We start from the raw sequence: 21,779 nt of genomic DNA on the forward strand, positions 1-21,779 counted from the left end.
TTGAACGAACAAACTAAGAAACAATATAAAATGGCTGTTCTCAATCTGCTTCAACCTAAGATTGCAAGCCTTGTAAAAGAAGCCCATCCCGTTTATCAAGAAGATTTAGAACAAGAATTAAAACTCAAAATGCTTGAGAAAATGCAAACTCCTTTTTTACACAATATCCCTAGTTTCTTTGAATTTGTGTCATCTAACGAAAAAGAATAAAATTCAAATTTAAATTGTATAACACTTTTAAATTATAGAAACAATATAACACTCAACCCTTATTACAAATTTATTTATCTAATATAATATCAGTAAAGCGATGCACTTTTTTCATAAATTAGTATAGACTATTTAAATAAATGTGTTATACTCTTTTTAAGTTAAAATAAAAACGTTATGAAAAAAGGATGATATTGCTTATGAGTACTGTCGATATGTCAACAAAATTAACTGAACTATTAACGCTTCCGTCTGTTCAACATAACCTTGCAACACCTTCTCTTGTTGAACGTATTTTAGATCGTAAAGAAGGTATATTAACAGAAACAGGAGCCGTCAGTGTTGCAACAGGAAAGTACACAGGGCGTTCTCCTCTTGACAAATTTGTTGTTCGTGATGCTTCTGTCGAAAAAAAAATCAATTGGGGGCAGGTAAACCAACCAATTGCTCCTGATACGTTTTCTCGTTTATATGAGAAAGTTGTAAATCATTTAAAGAAAAAAGATGAACTTTTTGTATTTGATGGTTTTGCAGGGGCAGACGAGAAATACCAGCTTCCTCTTCGCGTTATTAATGAATATGCATGGCACAATCTATTTGCGCGTCAGCTATTTATCCGTCCTGACAAAGATGCAGATTTAAAGACTCATAAACCTGAGTTTACAATTGTATCAGCACCTGACTTCAAAGCAGATTCGGCTATAGATGGAACAAACTCTGAAACATTCATTATTATTTCTTTTGAAAAGCGCATTATCTTAATTGGGGGAACAGAATATGCTGGGGAAATGAAAAAATCCATTTTCTCTGTTATGAACTTCCTTCTTCCTGAGCAAGATATTTTATCAATGCATTGTTCAGCGAACGTTGGCAGTGAAGGTGATGTTTCCCTTTTCTTTGGTTTATCTGGAACAGGAAAGACAACCCTTTCTGCAGATGAAAACCGTCGCCTTATTGGAGATGACGAGCACGGATGGTCAAATTCTGGCGTCTTTAATATTGAAGGTGGATGCTATGCTAAATGTATTGGTTTAACAAAAGAAAAAGAGCCTCAAATCTTTGATGCTATCCGTTTTGGAGCAGTGCTTGAGAACGTTTTTGTAGATCCAAAAACAAAAACTCCAGACTATAACGATAACGCACTAACAGAAAATACAAGAGCAGCTTATCCACTTGAGTCTATTGATAATATTATAAAACCAAGTGTTGCAGGTCACCCTTCAACAATCATCTTTCTTACAGCAGATGCAACAGGTACGCTACCTCCAATTAGCAAACTAACAAAAGAACAAGCTATGTATCATTTCTTAAGCGGATACACTAGTAAACTAGCAGGAACAGAACGAGGTGTCACAGCACCTGAAGCCACATTCTCTACGTGCTTTGGCTCTCCATTCCTTCCTCTTCCTGCTACTGTATATGCTGAGATGCTTGGAAAGAAAATTGTAGAACACAGTGTGGACGTTTACCTTGTAAACACAGGATGGACTGGCGGCGTTTATGGCGTTGGCCAACGTATGAACCTAGCTTACACACGCGCAATGGTGCAAGCAGCACTTGAAGGTGAACTTGCTAATGTAGAAACAGTGCAAGACGGTATTTTTGGGCTTCATATGCCGATGCATGTTCCTGGAGTGCCAGATGAAGTTCTGCAGCCTTTCAAAACGTGGAAAAACCCTGATGAATATAAAAATGCAGCAACAACGCTTGCATATCAATTCAAAGAGAATTTTAAAAAATTCTCAACAAACAATTCTGAGATTGAAAAGCTTGGTGGACCAATCGTTTAATCGAAAGAGCGAGCGCAACAGCGCTCGCTCTTTTAGTTTGTAGAATTCAAGGAAATGAACTCATATGTTAAAAAAGTCGTTTCTTTGAACCATTCTATTTTCTTTATGATTGCTCGTCCTCGACTTTCGCCTTCTTTAGTCGTACGGATGTCAATTGGAATATCAAGTGGGTAAAGACGGTATCCACTTTTTTTAAGTGCAAACTCGTTCTCCCCTATTCTTTCTTCGTTGCCTTTTGTTACAATCATCGTGTTTAGCTCCATTGGCATACCCATAAAAATCACCTCTTTTTTTTTATTATATCAAATTATCAAACCTGTGAAAGACTTGAATGCTTCTTCATCCAGCTTGTAAGTGAATGAACAATTCGGCGATTTTCACGTGGTGGAAAGTAATGTGTAAACCCCTCAAAGTACCATGCTTCATATGTATGATTTAGCTTTTTGAGTTTTTCTTCTAATTTGTAAGCATGTTGCACTGAGACATTTTCATCATGTACTCCATGTATAAGCAGTACAGGACAAGAAATTTGATCCACTTCATAAAGAGGAGTACGCCACTTATAAGCCTCTGGTACCTTATTTGGACTTCCTCCAATAACGCGCTTCATCATTCTACGCAAGTCTTTTCGCTCATTGTAGGTGAGCACCATGTCTGTTACACCTCCCCATAATACAAGAGAGCGAACGGTATCGGATAATTCAGCAACCAAAAGAGCCATTACTCCTCCTCTTGAAAACCCAAAAACGTGAATGTTATCCTTGTCTACTTTTGAATGTTGCTCAAGCACTCCTAAGGCACTCAGCGCGTCATAACGATCTTCTCCTGCAAAATCTTCATTTCCTTCTCCCCCTTGGTTTCCTCTATAAAAAGGGGCCATTACAACAAATCCTTCTGAAGCAAATTGAACAATTCGCCCAACTCGAACCATGCCAACGCTTTTAATGCCTCCTCTCAAATATAAAAAACCGTCGTATCTTCCGTTAGCTACAGGCTCTGCCAAAAGTCCTTTAACACGCAGTCCATCCACCATATATTCCACAATATGAAGGAGTACATGCGGATTTGGTGATGGAAATCGCTGCTTACTAACTACCGTTCCATTTAGCAAAAAACATCATCCTTTAAAATAATTTTTCTAGGCATTCACACAAATTGTCTCCTCCTCATATTTTATCAATATAGACAAAAGAAGTCTTTTTAAAGGAGGTTTACTCTTTCATGATGAAAAAAGGTAAAGTTTATTTATCTATAGCTCTTCTCTTAGTTTGCTTAAGTTTGTTTGGGTGTAGTCAAGAAACGAAAAAAACGGTCAGAGTTGGGGAAGTAACCCATTCTATCTTTTACGCTCCACAGTATGTGGCTGTTTCCAAAGGTTTTTTTGAAGAAGAAGGTTTAGATGTTGAATTAAAAACAACGTGGGGCGGAGATAAAACAATGACGTCTTTACTATCAGACGGCATTGATGTTGCTCTCGTTGGTTCTGAAACATCCATTTATGTGCAATCTCAAGGAGCAGATGATCCTGTCGTTAACTTTGCACAGTTAACAGAAAATGATGGAACTTTTTTAGTAGCAAGAGAAAAAATAGAGAACTTCTCATGGGAACAGCTTAAAGGTTCTACATTTCTCGGTCAGCGTAAAGGTGGCATGCCACAAATGGTTGGTGAGTATGTATTAAAGCAGCATAATATTGATCCTAAACAAGATTTAGAGCTTATCCAAAATATTGATTTTGCAAACGTTGCGAATGCCTTTGCATCAGGAACAGGTGATTATGTCCAGCTTTTCGAACCAACAGCAAGTATTTTTGAACAACAAGGAAAAGGCCATATTGTTGCCTCATTTGGAACCGAATCAGGCAAAGTTCCTTACACTTCTTTTATGGCGAAAGAAAGCTACCTTACTGAAAATGAAGAAACGATGGAGAAATTCACACGTGCTCTTTATAAAGCGCAAAAATGGGTTGATGAGCACAGTGCAGAGGAAGTAGCAAAAGAGATTGCTCCTCAGTTTGAAGATACGTCCTTAGAAACAATTGAAACTGTTGTTGATCGTTACAAGTCACAAGATTCCTATGCAAAAAATCCTTTGCTAAACAAAGCAGAGTGGAATCAGCTTGAGGAAATTATGAAAGAAGCAGGCGAACTACCTAAAAATGTGGATTATACAAAACTTGTGAACACGAAGATAGCCAAAAAGGCTATGGAAGAGTAGGCGATAAAAAATGACATTTCTTGATGTTCAAAACATAAGTCATACGTACTTCTCAAAAAAGCAGGCTACTTCCGTTCTTGAGAACATTTCATTCACTCTTGAAGAAGGCGAATTTATTTCTCTTTTAGGACCGAGTGGCTGTGGGAAAACAACGCTTCTTTCTATCATTTCTGGGCTCCTTTCTCCAACAGAAGGGAGCATACTTATCCAAGATCAAAAAATGAAAGATCATAAAGACTTAATTGGCTATATGCTTCAACAAGATTATTTGTTTAATTGGAAAACGATAAAAGAAAATGTCCTTCTTGGGCCTAAAATCAAAAAGCAAACGTCAGCAGAATGGGAGGAAAAGGCGACAGCTCTCTTAGAAACTGTTGGACTGCCAAATGTAGAATCCCTCTATCCGAGCGAGCTTTCAGGTGGGATGAGGCAGCGTGTTTCACTCGTTCGTACACTCATTACGAATCCACAGCTTTTATTGCTTGATGAACCTTTTTCAGCGTTAGATTTTCAAACCAAATTAAAGCTTGAAGATCTTGTTGGGGAAACGTTAAAAAATTTCAATAAAACCGCCGTTCTTGTTACACACGATATTGGTGAAGCCATTGCAATGAGCGACCGTATTTTTCTTCTTTCAAGAAACCCAGGGAGACTTTCTAAAACATTTATCGTTCCTCAAAGTTTACGGAGCTTATCACCGCTTGAAGCACGTCAACATGAAGAATATAATGCCTTATTTCAACGCATTTGGAAGGAGTTTGAACATCTTGAACAATAATAAAAATACAGCCTTCCTTCATGAACAGTATTTGCGTACCTTAAAAAGAGAAAAAGTTTATGTTCGTCTTTTTCAACTTCTTATCCTCGTTTCTTTTTTTGTTCTATGGGAAGTTGGTTCACGAACAAAAATTTTAGATCCGCTTATTTTCAGTTCCCCTGTTAAAGTGAGTGAGCTTTTTATTGAAAAGCTGATGGATGGCTCTCTATTACAGCATACAAGCGTCACTCTTTTTGAAACACTGCTTGGGTTTTTAATTGGGACACTTGCTGGGATTTTACTTGCATCGCTTCTTTGGTGGTCACCAAAGCTTGCTAAAATTCTTGATCCTTATCTTGTTGTATTAAATGCGATGCCTAAAGTAGCGCTCGGGCCGATTCTGATTGTTGCGATTGGACCAAACTTTTCCTCCATTCTAATTATGGGGGCTCTCATTTCTGTGATTATTACTACCATTGTTATTTATACATCATTTAAAGAAGTGGATCCTAACTATGTAAAAGTCCTTCGTATTTTTAATGCTTCACGACTTCAATGTTTTAAAGAAGCCATCCTACCAAGCTCTTTTCCAGCTATCATTTCTACTTTTAAAGTGAATGTTGGATTATCTTGGGTAGGCGTTATTGTCGGTGAATTTCTCGTTTCAAGTCAAGGGCTCGGTTATATGATTATTTATGGATTCCAAGTGTTTAATTTTACCCTTGTGCTTCTAAGCCTCTTGCTTATTGCCATTTTAGCTACGCTTATGTATCAAGGCGTTGCTATTCTTGAAAAAAAATTGCTGAAATAATAAAAAGGAACATCTCTTATGAAGATGTTCCTTTTTGAGGTAATATTCCCTGACGTCGCATTTCAGTTAACACGTGCTGAAGAACGTCATCTTTCATAATAAAACTGTATTCTTCATGATTTTTAATATGTTTTGGTAATTCTCTTACTAAAACAGGTCCTTTTGTTTCTAGGTAGTCATCTCTTTTTTTAATCTCTGGAATAGAAGCAAAGTAAATGTTTTTGATAATAATTCGTTGGCGGCTACATACTTTATACTGCCCTAAATAGTGTAAATCTGTAACAACCCCACCTGTTTCCTCCATTACCTCTCGTCTAGCAGCTTCTGCAGGTGTCTCTCCTTGCTCTACTTTTCCACCCGGAAACTCCATTCCACGTGTTGAATGATCTGTTAAGAGCCATTGGCCTTCAAAACGACACACAACCCAGACATGTTTCGGATTTTTAGAAAAAGCATGTTTATTAAAAGACAAAAAAACTTGATTCTGGTAGCTATCTTTAAACGTGTACATATGACATTACTCCATCGCTCATTATTATGATTTCTATTGTAGCATAGAAGTTTTCAATACGTTCTTTTTTCCCGACAAAAAAAGAGCAATTATTGAAATCACTCTTTATTTCTGTTCAGCAACGGCAGGATTTGTTCAATATGGGCTTTGGCATTCTCATCTCCAAGCTCATACAATTTATCATATATAGCACAAATATGGCGATCATAAATGTCATTGCCTTTATCATAATGATATTCTAAGTATGGAACATGTGCTCTGAAATAGTTACCCCAATCTGTTGCTCTGTTTTCATTAAAGATTTCTCTTAGTTCTTCTATTTCCTCATTATTGGCATAAATCGTATAGTTCCAATCTGACGCAGTGCTAATTTGTGAAATTTCCCCTGTTGCTAATGTAACGTAATAAGTTTGTCGCTCGTTTATCATAGAATTCTCTCCTCTTTGTAGAGATAATAGTGTTCTTATCCCACAAAAAGGAGAAAAGTATTCATTTTATTTTTTTAATCGATTTTGTAAGGCGCGAATTGCATTGATAATAATTTGTGGTACAGGTAGTCCTACTCTTTTTGCGTTATCAGTGATAGAAATGATTTCGTTAAGTGTATAAAATAGGATTGTTGTATTGCGGATAAAATTCTCATCCCAGAGTAGAACATCCATAAAGTTTGCTACAGCAACTAAAATAAAAATTAAAATCTTTTGAGCAATTCCTCTATAACCGATACGGCTATTGAATTCCTTGTGCACAATAGATGATAGCAAGCCAGTTATATAATCGAGAATAACGCATGCCAAAAGAATGGTTAGTAAATAATTCCACCCACCAAACAGCAGTCCAGTAAAAGATCCGATGCTAGCAATGCCGAGCAAGAAAGACTGTTTAAACACAGTTTCCCTCCTCCCAAACTCCTATGATAGGAAATAGTTAATTCACAGTATTATTATATGTACAAACTATCAAAGTGCGTAGGAATTTAAAGAAATGAAGATAACGTGTAAAAAAAGAGGGAAAAGGAGGCATATATCATATAAAAAAGCAAACAAGCATAAGGCCTGTTTGCTTTTCATTACATTTTCACAATAACTCTACCCGTTGATTTTGCTTGTAAAATGTTGTCTAAGGCATTTGGAAGTTCTTCCAAGGAAATCTCTTTGTTCACAAGCTTTGAGAAGTCTTGGGGTTTTAAATCTCCTCCCATTCGCTCCCAAAGTTTTTGTCTACGCTCCATTGGACAATAAACAGAATCAATGCCAAGGAGGTTTACCCCGCGCAGTATGAATGGATAAACAGACGTTGGAACTTTGCCTCCACCCGTTAACCCACTTACGGCAACAGAACCATTATAAGAGATTTGACTAAGAATTGACGCTAGCACTTCACCACCAACAGGATCTACGGCTCCTGCAAACTTTTGTTTATCAAGCGCTTTTATTTTGCCATTGTAAACATCTTCACGCGAGATAATCTCAGATGCCCCAATACTTTTCAAATACTCGTGCTGTGATTCTTTCCCGCTGCTTGCTACAACGGTATAGCCACGCTTAGAAAGCATTGCGATAGCAACGCTACCAACTCCACCTGTTGCTCCTGTCACAAGAACATCACCGTTTTCTTCTTGAAGACCGTTTTCTTCTAACCGTTGAACAGATAGAGCAGCTGTAAACCCTGCTGTCCCTAAAACCATTGCTTCTTTTAATGTTAAACCTTCTGGTAATGGAACAATCCAATCTCCATGAAGGCGTGCATATTCACTATAACCACCAAAATGAGAAACCCCAATTTCGTAGCTTGTTGCAATTACTTTGTCACCTTCTTTAAAGCGCTCATCTTTTGAGGAAACAACTTCTCCTGCAAGATCAATTCCAGGAATAAAGGGATAAGAAGAGACAATTTTTCCATTCTTAATACTTGCTAGTCCATCTTTATAGTTCACACCAGAGTAAGCAACTTTTACAACAACATCTCCTTCTGGTAAGTCTGACAGAGATAGATGCTCAATGTTCCGTGAAACCTCTTCACCTTGTTCACGAATAACTAATGCTTTAAAAGTCTCTTTCATAAAAATGCTCCTTTCTTATATTCCCATACAATTTATATTAAATGAAAACAGAGAGTGTAACAAATATCTGCTACACTCTCTGCCTTCACGCTTCTGAAATTGCTTTTAGAACTGTTTTGCAGCCCATCCAAAGTAAGCGAGGAGCGTAATAAAGAAGTTCAGGAGCTTCAAGCAAAACGTCAAAGGCTGTCTCTGCTACTTCCTTCTTTCTCCTGTTCTGCTTTTTCTTTTTCAGCTTCACTCCTGCACCGCCTCCTTTCTTTGTTTAAAAAGATATACGGAGCAAAGAGAGAAACTGTTTCAAAAATTTGCTAGAAGCAAAAAAGCGGAGATATTCTCCGCTTTTTCTTATCGTCCTAAGAACGAATTTAACATCCATGTATGTTTTTCAAAGCTTTTATGCATAGCAAGGAGCATATCTCCTGTTGTTTCATCGTCAGCTTCTGCTGCAGCATCCATACCTTCTTTCAACTCTTTTGTTAATGTATTGAAGTCTGCTACAAGGTTTGCTACCATGTCTTTTGCACTTTCATTCTTTTCTGCTTCTTTGATAGAAGACATTTCAAGATATTCTTTCATTGTTGCAACAGGTTTTACTTCAAGAGCTAATAAACGCTCTGCTAAGTCATCAATATTTGTAGCTGTCTCGTTGTAAAGCTCTTCAAACTTTTCATGTAGGGTAAAGAAGTTTTCTCCTTTTACATACCAGTGATAATTATGTAGCTTAATGTAAAGGACACTGAAATTTGCGATTTGATTATTTACAATTGTTGTAACTTTATTGTTTGACATCGTTATTCCTCCGAATCATTTTTTTTAACACATTTTCTCTACTATAGTTGTACCCACTTTTACACGATGTTCAAACTTAAAATTATGGAAAAAAAGCGTCCTTTTTTAAAAAAGGACGCTTTTCTTCTTAACCAAATACTTTTTCTAAATCTTCATCATTTTGTTCAAGCCAGAACTTCATTAGACGTTTTGCTCCATCTAAATCGTGAAGTTTCGCTTGACCGCATTGTGTTTCATTTGCAGCTGGGATTTCAGTAATATTCACAGCATCCTCAAATGTTTCTCTTAACAATGTAATGATTTCTTTTACAGTTGGCTCGCCGCTTACCACTAAATAGTACCCTGTTTGGCAACCCATTGGAGAAACATCAATAATATCAAAATGGTCGTGTTTCTCCGCATATTTACGGATTGTAAATGCTAAAAGATGTTCCAATGTATGAATAGTATCAGGCTTCATCGCTTGCTTATTCGGTTGGCAAAAACGAATATCAAACTTATTAATTAATCCATCAGTTCCTACTTTATGAACACCACAATGACGAACATAAGGAGCTTTCACGGCTGTATGATCAAGTTCAAAACTTTCAACTGAAGGCATAAAAAAGCTCTCCTTTCGATGTATCATTTGTATTTTTTAATCGTATCTAGTATAACATATCGTAGGTTATAATAAATTTAGAACACTCTTTTTAAGGAAGGTTTTATCTATGAAAAAATTATTGCTCTGGCTTATTAGAGGATATCAGCTGTTCATCTCTCCTCTTTCTCCTCCACGCTGTCGCTTTCACCCCACATGTTCACACTATGGTCTTCAATCGATTCAGCGCTTTGGAGCCATTAAAGGTACCTACCTTACGATAAAACGAATATTAAAATGCCATCCCTTCCATCCAGGAGGCTTTGATCCAGTTCCTGAAAAGAAGGACAAGCATTCACATTCAAAATAATTATTTTGATGAAGTAACAGCTTTTTCGTCACGATCTACAACATCTAATTTTCCTGTTGCAGGGTCAATGACTAAACCATGCACAGGAACGTTTGGTACAAGCGGATGGTTGCGAATTTGATCAACGCTTTGTTGAACGCTATCTGTTACATTATCAAATCCACGAAGCCAGTCATCAAGGTTAACTCCCGCATTTTCTAACGTATGGATTGTATCTTCTGTAATACCGCGTTCAACAAATTTTTTCTTTACGGCCTCTGGATTGATACTGCTCATTCCGCAGTCATGATGACCAATAACAAATACCTCATCTGCGCCTAATTCATAAATAGCAACAATAAGGCTGCGCATAATTCCGCCAAATGGTGTTGAAACAACAGCACCTGCTGATTTTACAATTTTAGCGTCTCCGTTTTTTAAGTTCATACTTGCTGGTAAAAGTTCGATAAGTCTTGTGTCCATGCATGTTAAAATAACGCATTTCTTGTTTGGAAACTTTGTTGTTTCAAATGTTTTGTACTCTTGTTTCTCAACGAATTGCTTGTTATATTCTAGAATTTGTTCTAACATTTTTCTACTCCCCTTATCATATCTTATATGGTGAAATTCATTATTTATTATATCAAATTTTTAAAAAAGAGGATGTTCTAAAATTTATCTTTTTAGAACATCCTCCTTTTATTGTTGTTTTTACTTCATATTATATTTCTTCTTAAACTGCTCTGCTCGTCCATCACGGTTACCAAATTTTTGACGTCCTGTATAGAATGGATGTGTGTCAGATGAAACCTCTACTTTTAAAAGCGGATAAGTGTTTCCGTCTTCCCACTCTATTGTCTCGTTTGATTTCTTTGTTGAACCACTTAAAAATTTATATCCGCTGTTTGTGTCCATAAATACTACAGGCTGGTAATCTGGATGTAAATTTTGTTTCATAGTTATCGTGCTCCTTTCAAAATCATATCCCTATTATAAAACGTAACCATTACTATTTGCAAACGAAAAGTTTTCCTCCCTTCCAAAATCATGAATAATTGATTCCAATAAGTGGACAATAAGGTTTATTGATACTTCACTGGAAAGGTAGGAGCATTATGGATCACTTAGTTACAGCACGCTCAATGTTTGGGATGACAATGGGTTTTCATATTATTTTTGCAACACTAGGCGTTGGTCTTCCTCTTATGATTCTCATTGCAGAACTTTTATATCAAAAAACAAAAGATCCGTCTTATAACATTATGGCACAGCGTTGGATCAAAGGTTTCTCTGTTTTACTTGGCGTTGCTATTCCAACCGGAACAATTGCCGGAACACAGCTCTCTTTATTGTGGCCTGGCTTTATGGAAGTTGTTGGTAAAGTTATGTCTCTTCCGTTCCAAATTGAAATTTACGCTTTTTTTATTGAAGCTCTCTTTTTATCTATCTACGTGTATGCAGCAGACCGCATTTCTCCCTTGATGAGGATTGTTAGTGTCATATCTATTGCAATTGGTGGAGCAGCTTCAGCTGTCTTAATTACGAATGTCCATGCTTTTGAAGGAACTCCTGCAGGGTTTACCATTACAGATGGAAATATTACTAATGTTGAACCTTGGGCAGCTTTCTTTAATCCAAGCTTTTTAGTCACAGCAGGGCATGTTGTTGTCTCAGCATATACAACAGTTGGTTTTATTATTGCTTCGATTGCTGCTTACAAAATGCTACGCTCGCGCAAAGATAAAAAGGTATACTCTTTCCATCGAAAAGCTCTTATTATCGGTTTAACTGTTGGAGGAATATTCTCTTTTCTAACAGCCCTTAACGGTCATGAATCAGCACAGCATCTTTATGAATATCAGCCAGAAAAGCTAGCAGGTGCTGAAGGGCTTTTTGAAACTCAGGATCATGCTCCACTAACACTCGGAGGATTCACGGATGTTGAAAATCAAGAAATTAAATACGGAATAGAGTTCCCATGGGCGTTAAGCTTTTTAGCTGGCAACAGTTTTAATACTACTGTAATTGGGCTTAATGATTTCCCAAGAGAATATTGGCCACCGTTATTTATTCACACTTTATTTAACTCAATGGTTGTCATTGGTGGATTTCTTCTTATGTTAGCTCTTGCAGCATTCGTGTGGACGAAGTTCTTAAAGAGAAAAGAATTTCCGAAACTTTTTCTTTGGGCATTTATTATCTCAGGGCCGCTTGCTGTAATTGCTATTGAATCTGGATGGATTTTTGCTTGTACAGGACGTCAGCCATGGATTATTTACCGTATGATGAAGACGTCTGAAGCTGTTACAACATCAGCAGATTTAAGTCTACTCTTTTTCCTGTTCCTTCTTGTCTATATTATTTTAGGAATAGCTGTTGTTCTTGTACTTCGCTATTACTTCAAGAGACATCCTGTTTCAGAAGATTTAGCTAAACTAAACTCTGAAGGAGGTATTTAAATGGCGGATACGCTCATTGCTGTTACTCTTTTGTGGGGGCTTGTTTTTATCTATGCCATTATGGCTTCCATGGATTTTGGAGCTGGGTTTTGGTCTATGGTGTATATTAACAAAGAAAAAACGAATGCAACGAATATTGCAAACCGTTACCTTTCACCAACATGGGAAGTTACAAACGTATTTATTGTAGCTATTGTGGTTGGATTATTTAGTTTCTTTCCAAGTGCTACATTTACGCTCGGAACGGTTCTCCTTATTCCAGGAAGTATTATGCTTCTCTTGCTTGCGATTCGAAGCGGATTCCTTGTTTTTTCTCACATGGCTAAAGGATATGAAAAAGCACTGATTTACGTTTCTGGCGTATCAGGTATTTTCATCCCTGCTCTGTTAATTTGCGTTCTCCCTATCACACATGGTGGCTATATTAACAAAGTGAATGGAAACGATCATTTAAATTTAGGAGCACTTTTTACTAGCCCAAACGTATATATGTTTATGCTATTCGCCTTCACGTCAACGCTGTTTCTTTCATCACTTCTATTGACAGATTACTCCAAAACATCTGATCAGTACAATGCATACGAAGTATATCGACGTGATGCTCTCATTACAGGCCCATGCTCCCTTATTGCTGGGTTTCTTGTTATAGCAACATTACGAACTGAAAGCCCTTGGATTTACAACAATATGATGGATCATATTTGGGCTCTAGTTGCTTCTATTATTGCTTTTATTATCGCAGGACTGTGTCTCTTCCTTCCAACAAAATCAAGGCTTGGAAGACCCCGAATTTCTGTTGTGATGGTTATTATTCAATATTTCTTTGCAAGCTATGTGTATGGCCGCTCTCATCTCCCATACATGGTTTATCCACATGTAACACTTGAAGAAGGATTTACAGATCCGGCAACTTTTAAAGCTCTATTTATCACTTATATTGTAGCGTTCATCATTCTCTTCCCTGGGTTTGTGTATTTTTGGAGACTTTTCATGAAAGATCGCGGCTACCTAAAGAAGAACTTCAAATCAAAAGATGATAATGACCCAGAAGGTGCCTATTAAAAAAATCCCCTCCTAGGACTCTCTAAGAGGGGATTTTTGATTATATAAAAGAGTTGTTAATAAGTAATCACTGACTTTTGCTAACAAAAGGTAATATTCAGTTAAGGATTGAAAAGACTCTCTCGGGATATTATGCCAGTACTTGTCAATAAGTTGAAGTAAATAGAGAGAAGAACGTTCTTTTTGCGGGGCTTGATAGAACAAAGTTGTAATTTTCTCTATTGTCCTTATAATAGGCTTCTTCCACTTTGCTTCACTTTTTGTACTTTCTATTATCCAATCTAAGAACAACCCTTCTTTCCTTATGTCATTACAGCTCATACTATCCCTCTTTCGTTTTTTATTAGTCTATCTTTTGAATTACTCGGTAAATTGCGCTCCACGAATGATGAACAAAGTAAATTGGTTTAGCGCTTTTTTTCGCTTTCTCTTTAATTACTTTTGCAAGATTATGATTGATAAAATCAGTAATAACAAGCACGAAACGAATATGTTCTGGAATATCTCGCTTTACCATGTTTGCCTTACGTCCGTCTAAATGAATCACCTCATTGTACCCTTCATTCTCTAATCTTGTTGTAATATGTTTAACACGGTCTCCTCCAACAACTAAAATCGATCCCATTTTAGCTCCACCCTTCTTTTATTTCTTCTATTTTCACGTTCATTATGTTAAATTCTTGGCGTTCCATAATCATATTTAAGTATCCTCAACAAGCAATCAGAATATTTTTTCTCTTTGCTCTTCTATAACTAGCATAATTGAGAATGATTCTCTTTGTCAACAACTAATTGATAACATTTATCAATTAGTTGTTCTGTCCTATAGAAAAAATAAATGAGCATGCTTATGTTGCATGCTCATTTATAGCTAGATTCTTTGCTGTTTACGCTTTAAAGCTGATTCATAAATCTCTTTCTCTTCTTCACTTTGGGGCACAATTTTTGGAACTTCTATTGTTTTTCCCTCTTCATTGATAGCTACCATTGTGACAAAAGAAGTTGTAGTAGTAACTCTCTCTTTTGTTTTCCAATCTTCTTTCACCACTCTTACATATACTTCCATTGAACTTCTTCCTGTATGAGCAATTAGTCCTTCAATACTTAAAATATCTCCGACCTTTACGGGAGATAGGAAATCCACAGAATCAATAGAAGCTGTGACCGTTGTTGAAGCAGAATGTTTCATTGAAACAATAGCAGCCATCTCATCAATGGAGGCCAGTACTCTTCCCCCAAACATTGTTCCTAGATTATTTGTATCAAGAGGAAGAACAAGCTTTGTTTGCATAACCTTTGAATCTTTCATTAGAATTTCTTTCATGTTAAATTCTCCTTTTCTATTCACATACTAGCTTTGTCAGTAAAGGAGAATTTATACAAAAAATGACCCTTCAAATGAAGGGTCATTACTTTTCTGAAAAAGCTTCGCTTTGTTTAAGCTTTTGTTGTGACAGTCGCTTAAAAAGAAGGCCATGCTTTGGCGAAAAAAGAAAAGCTAACAAGAAAAGAAAACCACACGAAGCTGCCATTGCACCTGCTATAGATATGTTCCAATATGATGCACTATAGTATCCAATAACAGCTGCTACTGCCCCAACAGCGGCACTTAGTATAATCATGACGATTAAGCGATCAGTTAATAAATAGGCTGTTGCTCCTGGAGCAATAAGCATTGCAACAACTAAAATGGCCCCAACACTATCAAATGAGGCAACAGTTGATAAGGAAAGCATCCCCATCAGCAAATAGTGAATAAATGTAACTGGAATACCAAGCGCAAGTGCCATTTGAGGGTCAAAAGAAGTAATCTTCAACTCCTTATAAAAAATCCACATTAATATAAAATTAATAAGAGCTACAGTTCCAAGCATCCATACTGCTTTAGGTCCTAAAGAATAACCGAAGAACTCCAGTGTATTCCATGGCACAAATGTAATATCGCCCATAAGAGCATGATTCACATCCAAATGCACCTTATCTGCATAGACAGTCACAAGGACAACGCCAAGCGCGAAAAGAGATGTGAACACAACCCCAATAGCTGCATCTGATTGAACACCGCTTTGATGCAAAAGCTGAACAAACCAAGCTGTTAATAATCCAACAGAGGCTGCCCCAATCAGCATGTAAATACCGTCTAAGCTGTTGCTGACTAAAAAAGCTACAACAATACCGAGAAGTACAGTATGACTAATTGCATCTGCTAGCATTGCCATCTTGCGGAGAATTAAAAAACAGCCAATTGTTCCACAAACAATCCCAACAAGCATTCCAGTAATAATAATCCATCCTTCAAAGCTCAAATTCCTAACCTCCTTTACGATATATTTTCTGGCTTTGTTTCTGCTAGTTCGCTCTCTTGTTCTTTTAAAAGGAAAGGCATCCGCCCCTGGTTTTTAAGAATGTCCAGAAGTTCTGTTAGAATATCTTTTGGTATATCTCTGATTTCCCCGTGAGCTGTTCTTAATTGGAGGTGACCATAGTGCATTTCATTCATAAGATACACTTCCATTAGCCTTCTTTTTAAAGTCAGCTCATGAGCTATTGAAAGACCTTCTTCTGTTAAACGATATTCCTCTCTACTATTCTTCTTCAATAACCGCTCTGAACGTAACTTTTTTAAATTTCGTTCTAATTTCCTCTGTGAAATAAATCTTGTTTTCATAAGATCTGAAGAAGACATAGACGGAGAATAACCTTGCTTTTTCTGAAGCTTTGCCCACTCTTCTCCTTCATAAAAAAGAACAAGAACATCCTCTCTTAGTATGTTTTGATTAAAACGAATTCTTTTAACCAACGTGGAAATGAGCCCTCGCTTTGGAGAAAATAAAAGTGAAAAAAGGAAGAGGACAGTTAAAGATAAAATAATCACAGGACCTGTTGGTAAAGAGGCGTAACTTAAGCTCACAATTGTTCCAATCCCTCCAGAAGCGAGGCCCATTGTCCCTGATAAAATTGTCATAACGCTCAATTTGTCTGTCCAGTAGCGCGCCGTAATAGCTGGAGTGATGAGTAAAGCAGACATTAAAATTACGCCAACTGCTTGCAAGCCAATAACAACCGCAAGTACAATCATTGTCATTAATAAACCATTTAATCCTCTCACAGGAAGTCCTAATCCTTTTGCAAACTGGGGATCAAATGTGATGACCTTAAGTTCTTTAAATAAAAGAGCTGTTACACATAAAAGAAGCAGAGAGATAATACTAATAATCTGAACATCTACTCCAACAAGAGAAGCCGCTTGACCGAATAAGAAATCGTCAAGTCCACTTTGATTTCCGGCTCCATTATGCTGGATATACGTAAGAAGAACGATCCCTATACCAAAGAAGACAGAAAGCACAAGTCCAATCGACGTATCTTCTTTAATACGTGAATGCCTCACAATGAATTGAATACAGTAAGTTGCAATCATTCCTAGTATAGTAGCTCCAATGATGAATGGGATAAGCGCCTTTTCTCCTACAATGAGAAAAGCGAGACATATTCCAGGAAGAGCTGCATGTGCCATTGCATCTCCAATTAAGCTTTGCTTTTTTAAAAGAGCAAAGCTGCCAAGAACCCCACTGCAAAGACCTAACAGTAATGTTCCGAGCAATACCCACTGAACGTTTCCATTCCTAAAAACTTCTTGAATAACTTCCATCATCCTCCCTCCTCTACTTTTTAGATGTGACAAGCATTTCTTGATTTAAAAACGCTAATCCCCCGCCATATGTGGTTTGTAAATTATCAAATGTAAATACCTCTTCTGTTGGGCCTATTGCAATCTTTCTCATATTCAATAGAAAAACCCAATCAAAATACTCTTGAACAGTCTGCAAATCATGATGAACAACAAGAACCGTTTTTCCTTGTTTTTTTAGTTCATCTAGTAGAGTAATAATTGCTTTTTCAGTTGCGGCATCAACTCCAACAAACGGTTCATCCATAAAGTACACTTTAGCATCTTGAGCAAGTGCCCTTGCTAGAAATACGCGCTGCTGCTGTCCTCCAGATAGCTGACTAATTTGCCTTCCAGCAAATGCTGACATTCCAACTTTATCCAAACACTCCATTGCAAACTGTTTATCTTTTTTAGAAGGGTATTTCAGCCAGCCAATGTGTCTGTATCTTCCCATTAATACAACATCAAGTGCATTTGTGGGAAAGTCCCAGTCCACAGATCCTCTTTGAGGTACGTAACCAACAAGGCTTCTTTGTTTTTCATATGGCTTATCATAAATAGATACATGTCCGCTTGCTTTTGGTATCAATCCTAATATTGCTTTAATAAGCGTAGACTTCCCAGCTCCATTTGGACCAATAATTCCAATCAGTTTTCCTTCTGGAATTGAAAAGCTAACGTTTTGAAGAACTGGTTTTTTATGATAAGCAACCGTTAAGTTATCAACTCTTACAGGTTCCATGTCCTACCTCCTTTATTTAAGCGCCTTTGAAATTTGCTCAATATTGTGACGGTACATCCCAATATATGTACCTTCCTCTGTTCCTTCTTTCCCCATTGCATCTGAGTAAAGTTCTCCACCAATTTTTACATTGTGACCTGCTTTTTTCGCTCCCTCTACAACTGCATTGATTGATTTTTTAGAGACACTACTTTCAATAAATACAGCTTTAATTTTTTTATCGACAAGTGTATCTACTAAATTTTGAACGTCTTTTAAACCATATTCAGAGTCTGTACTTAAACCCTGCAGTCCCATAACATCCATATTGTAGGCTTTGCCGAAGTAACCAAAAGCATCATGAGCTGTAACAAGAACACGACGTTCCTTCGGGATTTCAGCAAACTTCTCTTTCGCTTCTTTTTTCACCTTATTTAATTCCTCTATATATTGCTCTGCATTTTTTTCATATTCACCTTTGTGATCAGGATCAAGCTTCACAAGTTCTTCCTTTGTCTCTTCAACTGCATACACCCAAAGCTCTGGATCAAACCAAACATGTGGATCATAAAGCTTTGCATCATCTGCAGACTTAATGAGCTTTTCTTTTGGAATAGCTTCTCCTACAGGCACAACAGGTTTTTCTTTCTCAATTCGTTCAAAAATATTCCCCATCTTTCCTTCTAGATGTAGACCATTGTAAAGAATTATATCTGCTTCTTGTATTTTTTTAATATCTCCTTGAGAAGGTTGATAAAGATGGGGATCAACACCAGGTCCCATTAAGGCTTCTACTGTGACTTTATTTCCACCAATCCTTTTAGCAATATCTGCAACTTGACCTGTTGTAGCTGTGATTTTTATTTTTTCTCCTTTATCTCCTGACGAGCTTGCCTTTTCACTTTGACAACCTGCCAGTAATAAAATGAACAAAAATGCCCCTATCATTACGACTAACTTCTTCAAAACGCATCCCCCTTTTGTGCTTGCACTATTTTTTTGCTTCAAGGCAACTTTTTAAGCAAAAAAATACCTTTTTTATTTTTAGAATAATTTATGCTTATATACTAAAAAGTTTCCTTAATACAAAAAATATAGCCTAATTGAAAAAATGTCAACTTTTTTTGTATATTTTTCATATTATCGTTCTGTTCTTCACAAACATCTTCTCTCTAAATATAAAAGCTCGGAAAGAAATTATTCTTCTTTCCGAGCTTTTATATTTAAAATTCTTCTTTTTTAGTTGCAATTTGATCAATAAAAGGCTCATCAATGAAAAATCCTAAACCACTTTCTAATGGTACTTCAATATGGCCATCAAAAACTTTAATCCCTTTTTTGACCACATCTCGACTCCAATAACGGTCTGACGCAGAAATGTCACCTGGAATTGTAAAACCAGGCAAGCTTGCAAGTGCTACATTATGAGCACGAGACACACCAGATTCAATCATCCCACCAACCCAGAGTGGAAAATGATGTTTAAGAGCTAGCTCATGAATTTGAAGAGATGGGGATAGCCCACCAATTCTCCCTGGTTTCACAACAAGAATTTTGCAGCTCTTAAATTGAATCGCTTGGTAAGCTTTTTCAACAGATGTAATGCTTTCATCAAGACAAATCGGTGTTTTCAATACTCGCTGAAGTTCGCTATGTTGAAAAAATTCATCTTTTCCAAAGGGCTGCTCAATCATCATCAAGTTAAGAGAGTCAAGCTGTTCTAGAAGAGACATATCAGTGAATGTATATGAAGCATTAGCATCTGCCATAAGCGGTAAATCTGGGAATTGTTGACGAATCTTTTTCAAAACTTCATAGTCGTGACCAGGTTTAATTTTAATTTTAAAGCGTTTATATCCTGCCTTTACATATCCCTTAATACTTTGAATCATTGATTCTTCATCGCTAATACCAATAGCTACTCCTGAGGAAATTTTAGAAGCTGTGCCTCCAAGGACCTTTCCTAACGGTTTGCCAAGCTTCTTTGCATAAAGATCCCATAGAGCTAAATCAAGCGATGCCTTAGCCATACTATGACCTTGAACGAATGAAAACAATTTGGTTGTTTCCCTTGGGTGTGTTACCCTTTCCCCTTTCAAAAAGGGAATTAAAAAATGTTTTAACGCATATTCACACGTATCTACCGTTTCTTCCGTATACCATGGAGTATCAAAAGCAACACATTCTCCCCAGCCAACTGCTCCTGTTTCATCTTTCACTTTAAGAAGTAAAAACTCTCTATCTTTTACTGTTCCATACTTTGTAGAAAAAGGACTTTTTAATGACAGACTCAACCTATATAAGGTGATATTCTCAATCTTCATTTTGTTGGCCCTCTAGCAAAGAAAACAGCTTCCGTCTCACTAATTTATTTGAAGCGTTTCTTGTTAGCTCATCTACAAAATAAAAGTTTGCTGGAATTTTGAAGGAAGCGAGTCTTTTTTGACAGAATGATTTTAGCTCACTTTCCTCTATAGAGTGTGCCATGACAAGAAAAGCAGCCGGAACTTTCCCCCATCTTTCATCATCTTGACCTGTTACACCAGCTTCTTTAACAGCAGGATGCGAAAGAAGCACAGATTCTATTTCTGCCGGATATACATTTTCGCCCCCTGAGATGATTAAGTCTGAACGTCGATCAAGTACGTACAAATAACCGTCTTCATCAACATATCCCATATCTCCCGTATGAAGCCATCCATCTATAATAGCTTTATTTGTTGCTTCTTCGTTGTAGAGATATCCTTTTGTCACGTTTGGTCCTTTTACAACAATCTCTCCTGCTTCTTGCTTATTCTCTGATTTTATTTTTAGCTGCGCTGGGAAAAGCACCTTTCCAGCCGACCCAAGTTTAGTCAGCGCATCCTCAGGTGAAAGAGTTACAATTTGTGAGGAAGTTTCCGTCATTCCATATGTTTGATAGACAGGAATGTTTGCTTCTTTGCACTTTTCTAGTATTGGCAAAGGAGCTGGACCTCCTCCTAAGAGAAGACATCGAAATGTATCTGGATACGGCTCGTGAAGATGCTCTAGCATTTTCTGCAGCATTGCTGTTACACAGGATATAATTGTTACCCCCTCATGAAAAATAGCATGTTGCACTCTTTCTGCCTCAAATTTCTCATGAAGAATTACAGTCATTCCATATATGACGCTGCGCATTAAAATCGAAAATCCACTAATATGAAAAAGTGGCACGGCCAAAAGCCAACGATCATTATCATGAAGACCTAAGTTTAAAGAAGATCCAGTCGCACTCCACCAATGGTTCCCATACGTTTGAACAACCCCTTTAGGATTTCCTGTTGTTCCTGATGTATACATAATTGTTGCTACATCTGAAAGAGAAACTTCCTCTTGGAAAGACAGATTACGCTCTTCAAGTTTTTTCACTTCTGAAAATGAAGCTTTTTGAATACCTGTAATTGACGTTTTAAATAGTTCATCATCTGTAATAAGAATAGAAGTTTTACTATTTTCTAGCTGAAACGATAGCTCTTTCTCCGTTAGCTTAGTATTTAAAAACACAACTTTAGCTCCTATACCAAGCAGTGCATGAAGAAAAATGACGAAATCTAAACTATTGTGAGCAAGAATCCCAACATGGCTTCCTTTTTCTATCTCAAGTGCCCCTAACTTCTTCCCTATTTCTTCTGCTTTTATAAAAAGTTCTTTAAATGTAATTTCTTCTTTCATCGTTTTAATTGCAATCCGGTTCGGAGACAGAAAAGCTCTCTTTTTTAACCAGCTTGGCATTGTCTGTTCCATACTATTACTCCTTCTTT

General features: G+C 37.0%; 28 protein-coding genes. 8 read left to right on the forward strand and 20 right to left on the reverse strand.

From position 1 onward, the window contains the following. Together ACK3CR_RS24030 and pckA are read left to right on the forward strand one after the other, a co-directional pair. Positions 1-210 carry a hypothetical protein gene (locus ACK3CR_RS24030; protein ID WP_488976194.1) on the forward strand — a complete coding sequence of 70 codons (210 nt, stop codon included), beginning with the start codon at positions 1-3 and terminating at the stop codon, positions 208-210. A gap of 200 nt (positions 211-410) precedes the next feature. Further along, the gene (pckA, locus tag ACK3CR_RS24035) at positions 411-2,000 is read left to right on the forward strand and encodes a phosphoenolpyruvate carboxykinase (ATP) (RefSeq protein ID WP_488976195.1); all 1,590 of its coding nucleotides are present in this window, start codon (positions 411-413) and stop codon (positions 1,998-2,000) included. A gap of 32 nt (positions 2,001-2,032) precedes the next feature. Here the strand turns inward: pckA and ACK3CR_RS24040 are convergent, their stop codons facing one another. Beyond that, complete coding sequence (locus ACK3CR_RS24040; protein WP_488976196.1) at positions 2,033-2,275, reverse strand: DUF2584 domain-containing protein; 243 nt, start codon at positions 2,273-2,275, stop codon at positions 2,033-2,035. Between the two features lie 35 nt (positions 2,276-2,310). Then, positions 2,311-3,111: an alpha/beta hydrolase family protein gene (locus ACK3CR_RS24045; protein ID WP_328122513.1), complete on the reverse strand. Its 801-nt coding sequence runs from the start codon at positions 3,109-3,111 to the stop codon at positions 2,311-2,313. Positions 3,112-3,224: 113 nt separating this feature from the next. Here ACK3CR_RS24045 and ACK3CR_RS24050 point away from each other — a divergent pair, with 113 nt between their 5' ends. Genes ACK3CR_RS24050 through ACK3CR_RS24060 form a run of 3 tightly spaced genes read left to right on the forward strand, consistent with a single transcriptional unit; the run spans position 3,225 to position 5,785 of the window. Further along, the gene (locus tag ACK3CR_RS24050) at positions 3,225-4,217 is read left to right on the forward strand and encodes an ABC transporter substrate-binding protein (RefSeq protein ID WP_243520697.1); all 993 of its coding nucleotides are present in this window, start codon (positions 3,225-3,227) and stop codon (positions 4,215-4,217) included. 10 nt (positions 4,218-4,227) lie between these two features. Next, positions 4,228-4,995, forward strand: coding sequence for an ABC transporter ATP-binding protein (locus tag ACK3CR_RS24055; RefSeq protein WP_328122514.1), 768 nt, complete (start codon positions 4,228-4,230; stop codon positions 4,993-4,995). After that, a complete protein-coding gene (locus ACK3CR_RS24060; protein ID WP_243516921.1) occupies positions 4,985-5,785 on the forward strand; it encodes an ABC transporter permease in 801 nt (266 codons plus the stop codon). The genes ACK3CR_RS24055 and ACK3CR_RS24060 overlap by 11 nt, the downstream gene beginning before the upstream one ends. 16 nt (positions 5,786-5,801) lie before the next feature. On the opposite strand, the gene ytkD is transcribed toward ACK3CR_RS24060, so the two are convergent. From ytkD to ACK3CR_RS24095, 7 genes are all read right to left on the reverse strand, one after another. Further along, complete coding sequence (gene ytkD / locus ACK3CR_RS24065) at positions 5,802-6,296, reverse strand: RNA deprotection pyrophosphohydrolase (RefSeq protein ID WP_243516917.1); 495 nt, start codon at positions 6,294-6,296, stop codon at positions 5,802-5,804. 98 nt (positions 6,297-6,394) lie between these two features. Beyond that, the gene (locus ACK3CR_RS24070) at positions 6,395-6,724 is read right to left on the reverse strand and encodes a hydrolase (protein ID WP_243516896.1); all 330 of its coding nucleotides are present in this window, start codon (positions 6,722-6,724) and stop codon (positions 6,395-6,397) included. Between the two features lie 66 nt (positions 6,725-6,790). Next, the gene (locus tag ACK3CR_RS24075; protein ID WP_328122515.1) at positions 6,791-7,186 is read right to left on the reverse strand and encodes a phage holin family protein; all 396 of its coding nucleotides are present in this window, start codon (positions 7,184-7,186) and stop codon (positions 6,791-6,793) included. 179 nt (positions 7,187-7,365) lie between these two features. Next, positions 7,366-8,358, reverse strand: coding sequence for an NADPH:quinone oxidoreductase family protein (locus tag ACK3CR_RS24080; protein ID WP_111922108.1), 993 nt, complete (start codon positions 8,356-8,358; stop codon positions 7,366-7,368). An 85-nt stretch (positions 8,359-8,443) separates the two neighbouring features. Continuing rightward, positions 8,444-8,599: a hypothetical protein gene (locus ACK3CR_RS24085; RefSeq protein WP_488976197.1), complete on the reverse strand. Its 156-nt coding sequence runs from the start codon at positions 8,597-8,599 to the stop codon at positions 8,444-8,446. A 107-nt stretch (positions 8,600-8,706) separates the two neighbouring features. Next, positions 8,707-9,150, reverse strand: a complete 444-nt coding sequence (locus ACK3CR_RS24090) for a Dps family protein (protein WP_019391086.1) — start codon at positions 9,148-9,150, stop codon at positions 8,707-8,709. 127 nt (positions 9,151-9,277) lie between these two features. Beyond that, positions 9,278-9,751 (reverse strand): S-ribosylhomocysteine lyase, encoded by a 474-nt coding sequence (locus tag ACK3CR_RS24095; RefSeq protein WP_019391085.1) that lies wholly within the window; start codon positions 9,749-9,751, stop codon positions 9,278-9,280. Between the two features lie 109 nt (positions 9,752-9,860). Between ACK3CR_RS24095 and yidD the strand changes: the two genes are divergently transcribed. Then, positions 9,861-10,100, forward strand: a complete 240-nt coding sequence (gene yidD, locus ACK3CR_RS24100) for a membrane protein insertion efficiency factor YidD (protein WP_111922109.1) — start codon at positions 9,861-9,863, stop codon at positions 10,098-10,100. Here yidD and ACK3CR_RS24105 read toward each other — a convergent pair whose 3' ends face one another. Together ACK3CR_RS24105 and ACK3CR_RS24110 are read right to left on the reverse strand one after the other, a co-directional pair. Beyond that, complete coding sequence (locus ACK3CR_RS24105) at positions 10,101-10,670, reverse strand: beta-class carbonic anhydrase (RefSeq protein ID WP_040056981.1); 570 nt, start codon at positions 10,668-10,670, stop codon at positions 10,101-10,103. 120 nt (positions 10,671-10,790) lie between these two features. Next, a complete protein-coding gene (locus ACK3CR_RS24110) occupies positions 10,791-11,036 on the reverse strand; it encodes a type B 50S ribosomal protein L31 (protein WP_061803998.1) in 246 nt (81 codons plus the stop codon). 158 nt (positions 11,037-11,194) lie between these two features. Between ACK3CR_RS24110 and ACK3CR_RS24115 the strand changes: the two genes are divergently transcribed. Together ACK3CR_RS24115 and ACK3CR_RS24120 are read left to right on the forward strand one after the other, a co-directional pair. After that, on the forward strand, positions 11,195-12,538 hold the full coding sequence (locus tag ACK3CR_RS24115) for a cytochrome ubiquinol oxidase subunit I (protein ID WP_243516888.1): 1,344 nt from the start codon (positions 11,195-11,197) through the stop codon (positions 12,536-12,538). After that, positions 12,539-13,600, forward strand: coding sequence for a cytochrome d ubiquinol oxidase subunit II (locus tag ACK3CR_RS24120; protein ID WP_243516883.1), 1,062 nt, complete (start codon positions 12,539-12,541; stop codon positions 13,598-13,600). 12 nt (positions 13,601-13,612) lie between these two features. On the opposite strand, the gene ACK3CR_RS24125 is transcribed toward ACK3CR_RS24120, so the two are convergent. The 9 genes from ACK3CR_RS24125 to ACK3CR_RS24165 all read right to left on the reverse strand — a co-directional run bounded on the left by ACK3CR_RS24125 (position 13,613) and on the right by ACK3CR_RS24165 (position 21,762). Further along, positions 13,613-13,921: a hypothetical protein gene (locus ACK3CR_RS24125; protein WP_243516880.1), complete on the reverse strand. Its 309-nt coding sequence runs from the start codon at positions 13,919-13,921 to the stop codon at positions 13,613-13,615. A 22-nt stretch (positions 13,922-13,943) separates the two neighbouring features. Beyond that, the gene (locus ACK3CR_RS24130) at positions 13,944-14,225 is read right to left on the reverse strand and encodes a DUF2325 domain-containing protein (RefSeq protein WP_243516877.1); all 282 of its coding nucleotides are present in this window, start codon (positions 14,223-14,225) and stop codon (positions 13,944-13,946) included. A 246-nt stretch (positions 14,226-14,471) separates the two neighbouring features. Next, positions 14,472-14,924 carry an acyl-CoA thioesterase gene (locus ACK3CR_RS24135; protein ID WP_488976198.1) on the reverse strand — a complete coding sequence of 151 codons (453 nt, stop codon included), beginning with the start codon at positions 14,922-14,924 and terminating at the stop codon, positions 14,472-14,474. 85 nt (positions 14,925-15,009) lie between these two features. Further along, the gene (locus tag ACK3CR_RS24140) at positions 15,010-15,906 is read right to left on the reverse strand and encodes a metal ABC transporter permease (protein WP_488976199.1); all 897 of its coding nucleotides are present in this window, start codon (positions 15,904-15,906) and stop codon (positions 15,010-15,012) included. Positions 15,907-15,920: 14 nt separating this feature from the next. Continuing rightward, positions 15,921-17,255 carry a metal ABC transporter permease gene (locus ACK3CR_RS24145; protein ID WP_488976200.1) on the reverse strand — a complete coding sequence of 445 codons (1,335 nt, stop codon included), beginning with the start codon at positions 17,253-17,255 and terminating at the stop codon, positions 15,921-15,923. A gap of 10 nt (positions 17,256-17,265) precedes the next feature. Then, a complete protein-coding gene (locus ACK3CR_RS24150) occupies positions 17,266-18,015 on the reverse strand; it encodes a metal ABC transporter ATP-binding protein (protein ID WP_243516866.1) in 750 nt (249 codons plus the stop codon). A gap of 12 nt (positions 18,016-18,027) precedes the next feature. Further along, positions 18,028-18,960, reverse strand: a complete 933-nt coding sequence (locus ACK3CR_RS24155; RefSeq protein WP_488976201.1) for a metal ABC transporter solute-binding protein, Zn/Mn family — start codon at positions 18,958-18,960, stop codon at positions 18,028-18,030. 257 nt (positions 18,961-19,217) lie between these two features. Further along, the gene (gene menC / locus ACK3CR_RS24160) at positions 19,218-20,318 is read right to left on the reverse strand and encodes an o-succinylbenzoate synthase (protein WP_488976202.1); all 1,101 of its coding nucleotides are present in this window, start codon (positions 20,316-20,318) and stop codon (positions 19,218-19,220) included. Further along, positions 20,308-21,762 carry an o-succinylbenzoate--CoA ligase gene (locus ACK3CR_RS24165; protein ID WP_243516850.1) on the reverse strand — a complete coding sequence of 485 codons (1,455 nt, stop codon included), beginning with the start codon at positions 21,760-21,762 and terminating at the stop codon, positions 20,308-20,310. The genes menC and ACK3CR_RS24165 overlap by 11 nt, the downstream gene beginning before the upstream one ends. Positions 21,763-21,779: the final 17 nt, after the last annotated feature.

It is taken from the genome of Priestia sp. TRM10 (assembly GCF_057808375.1).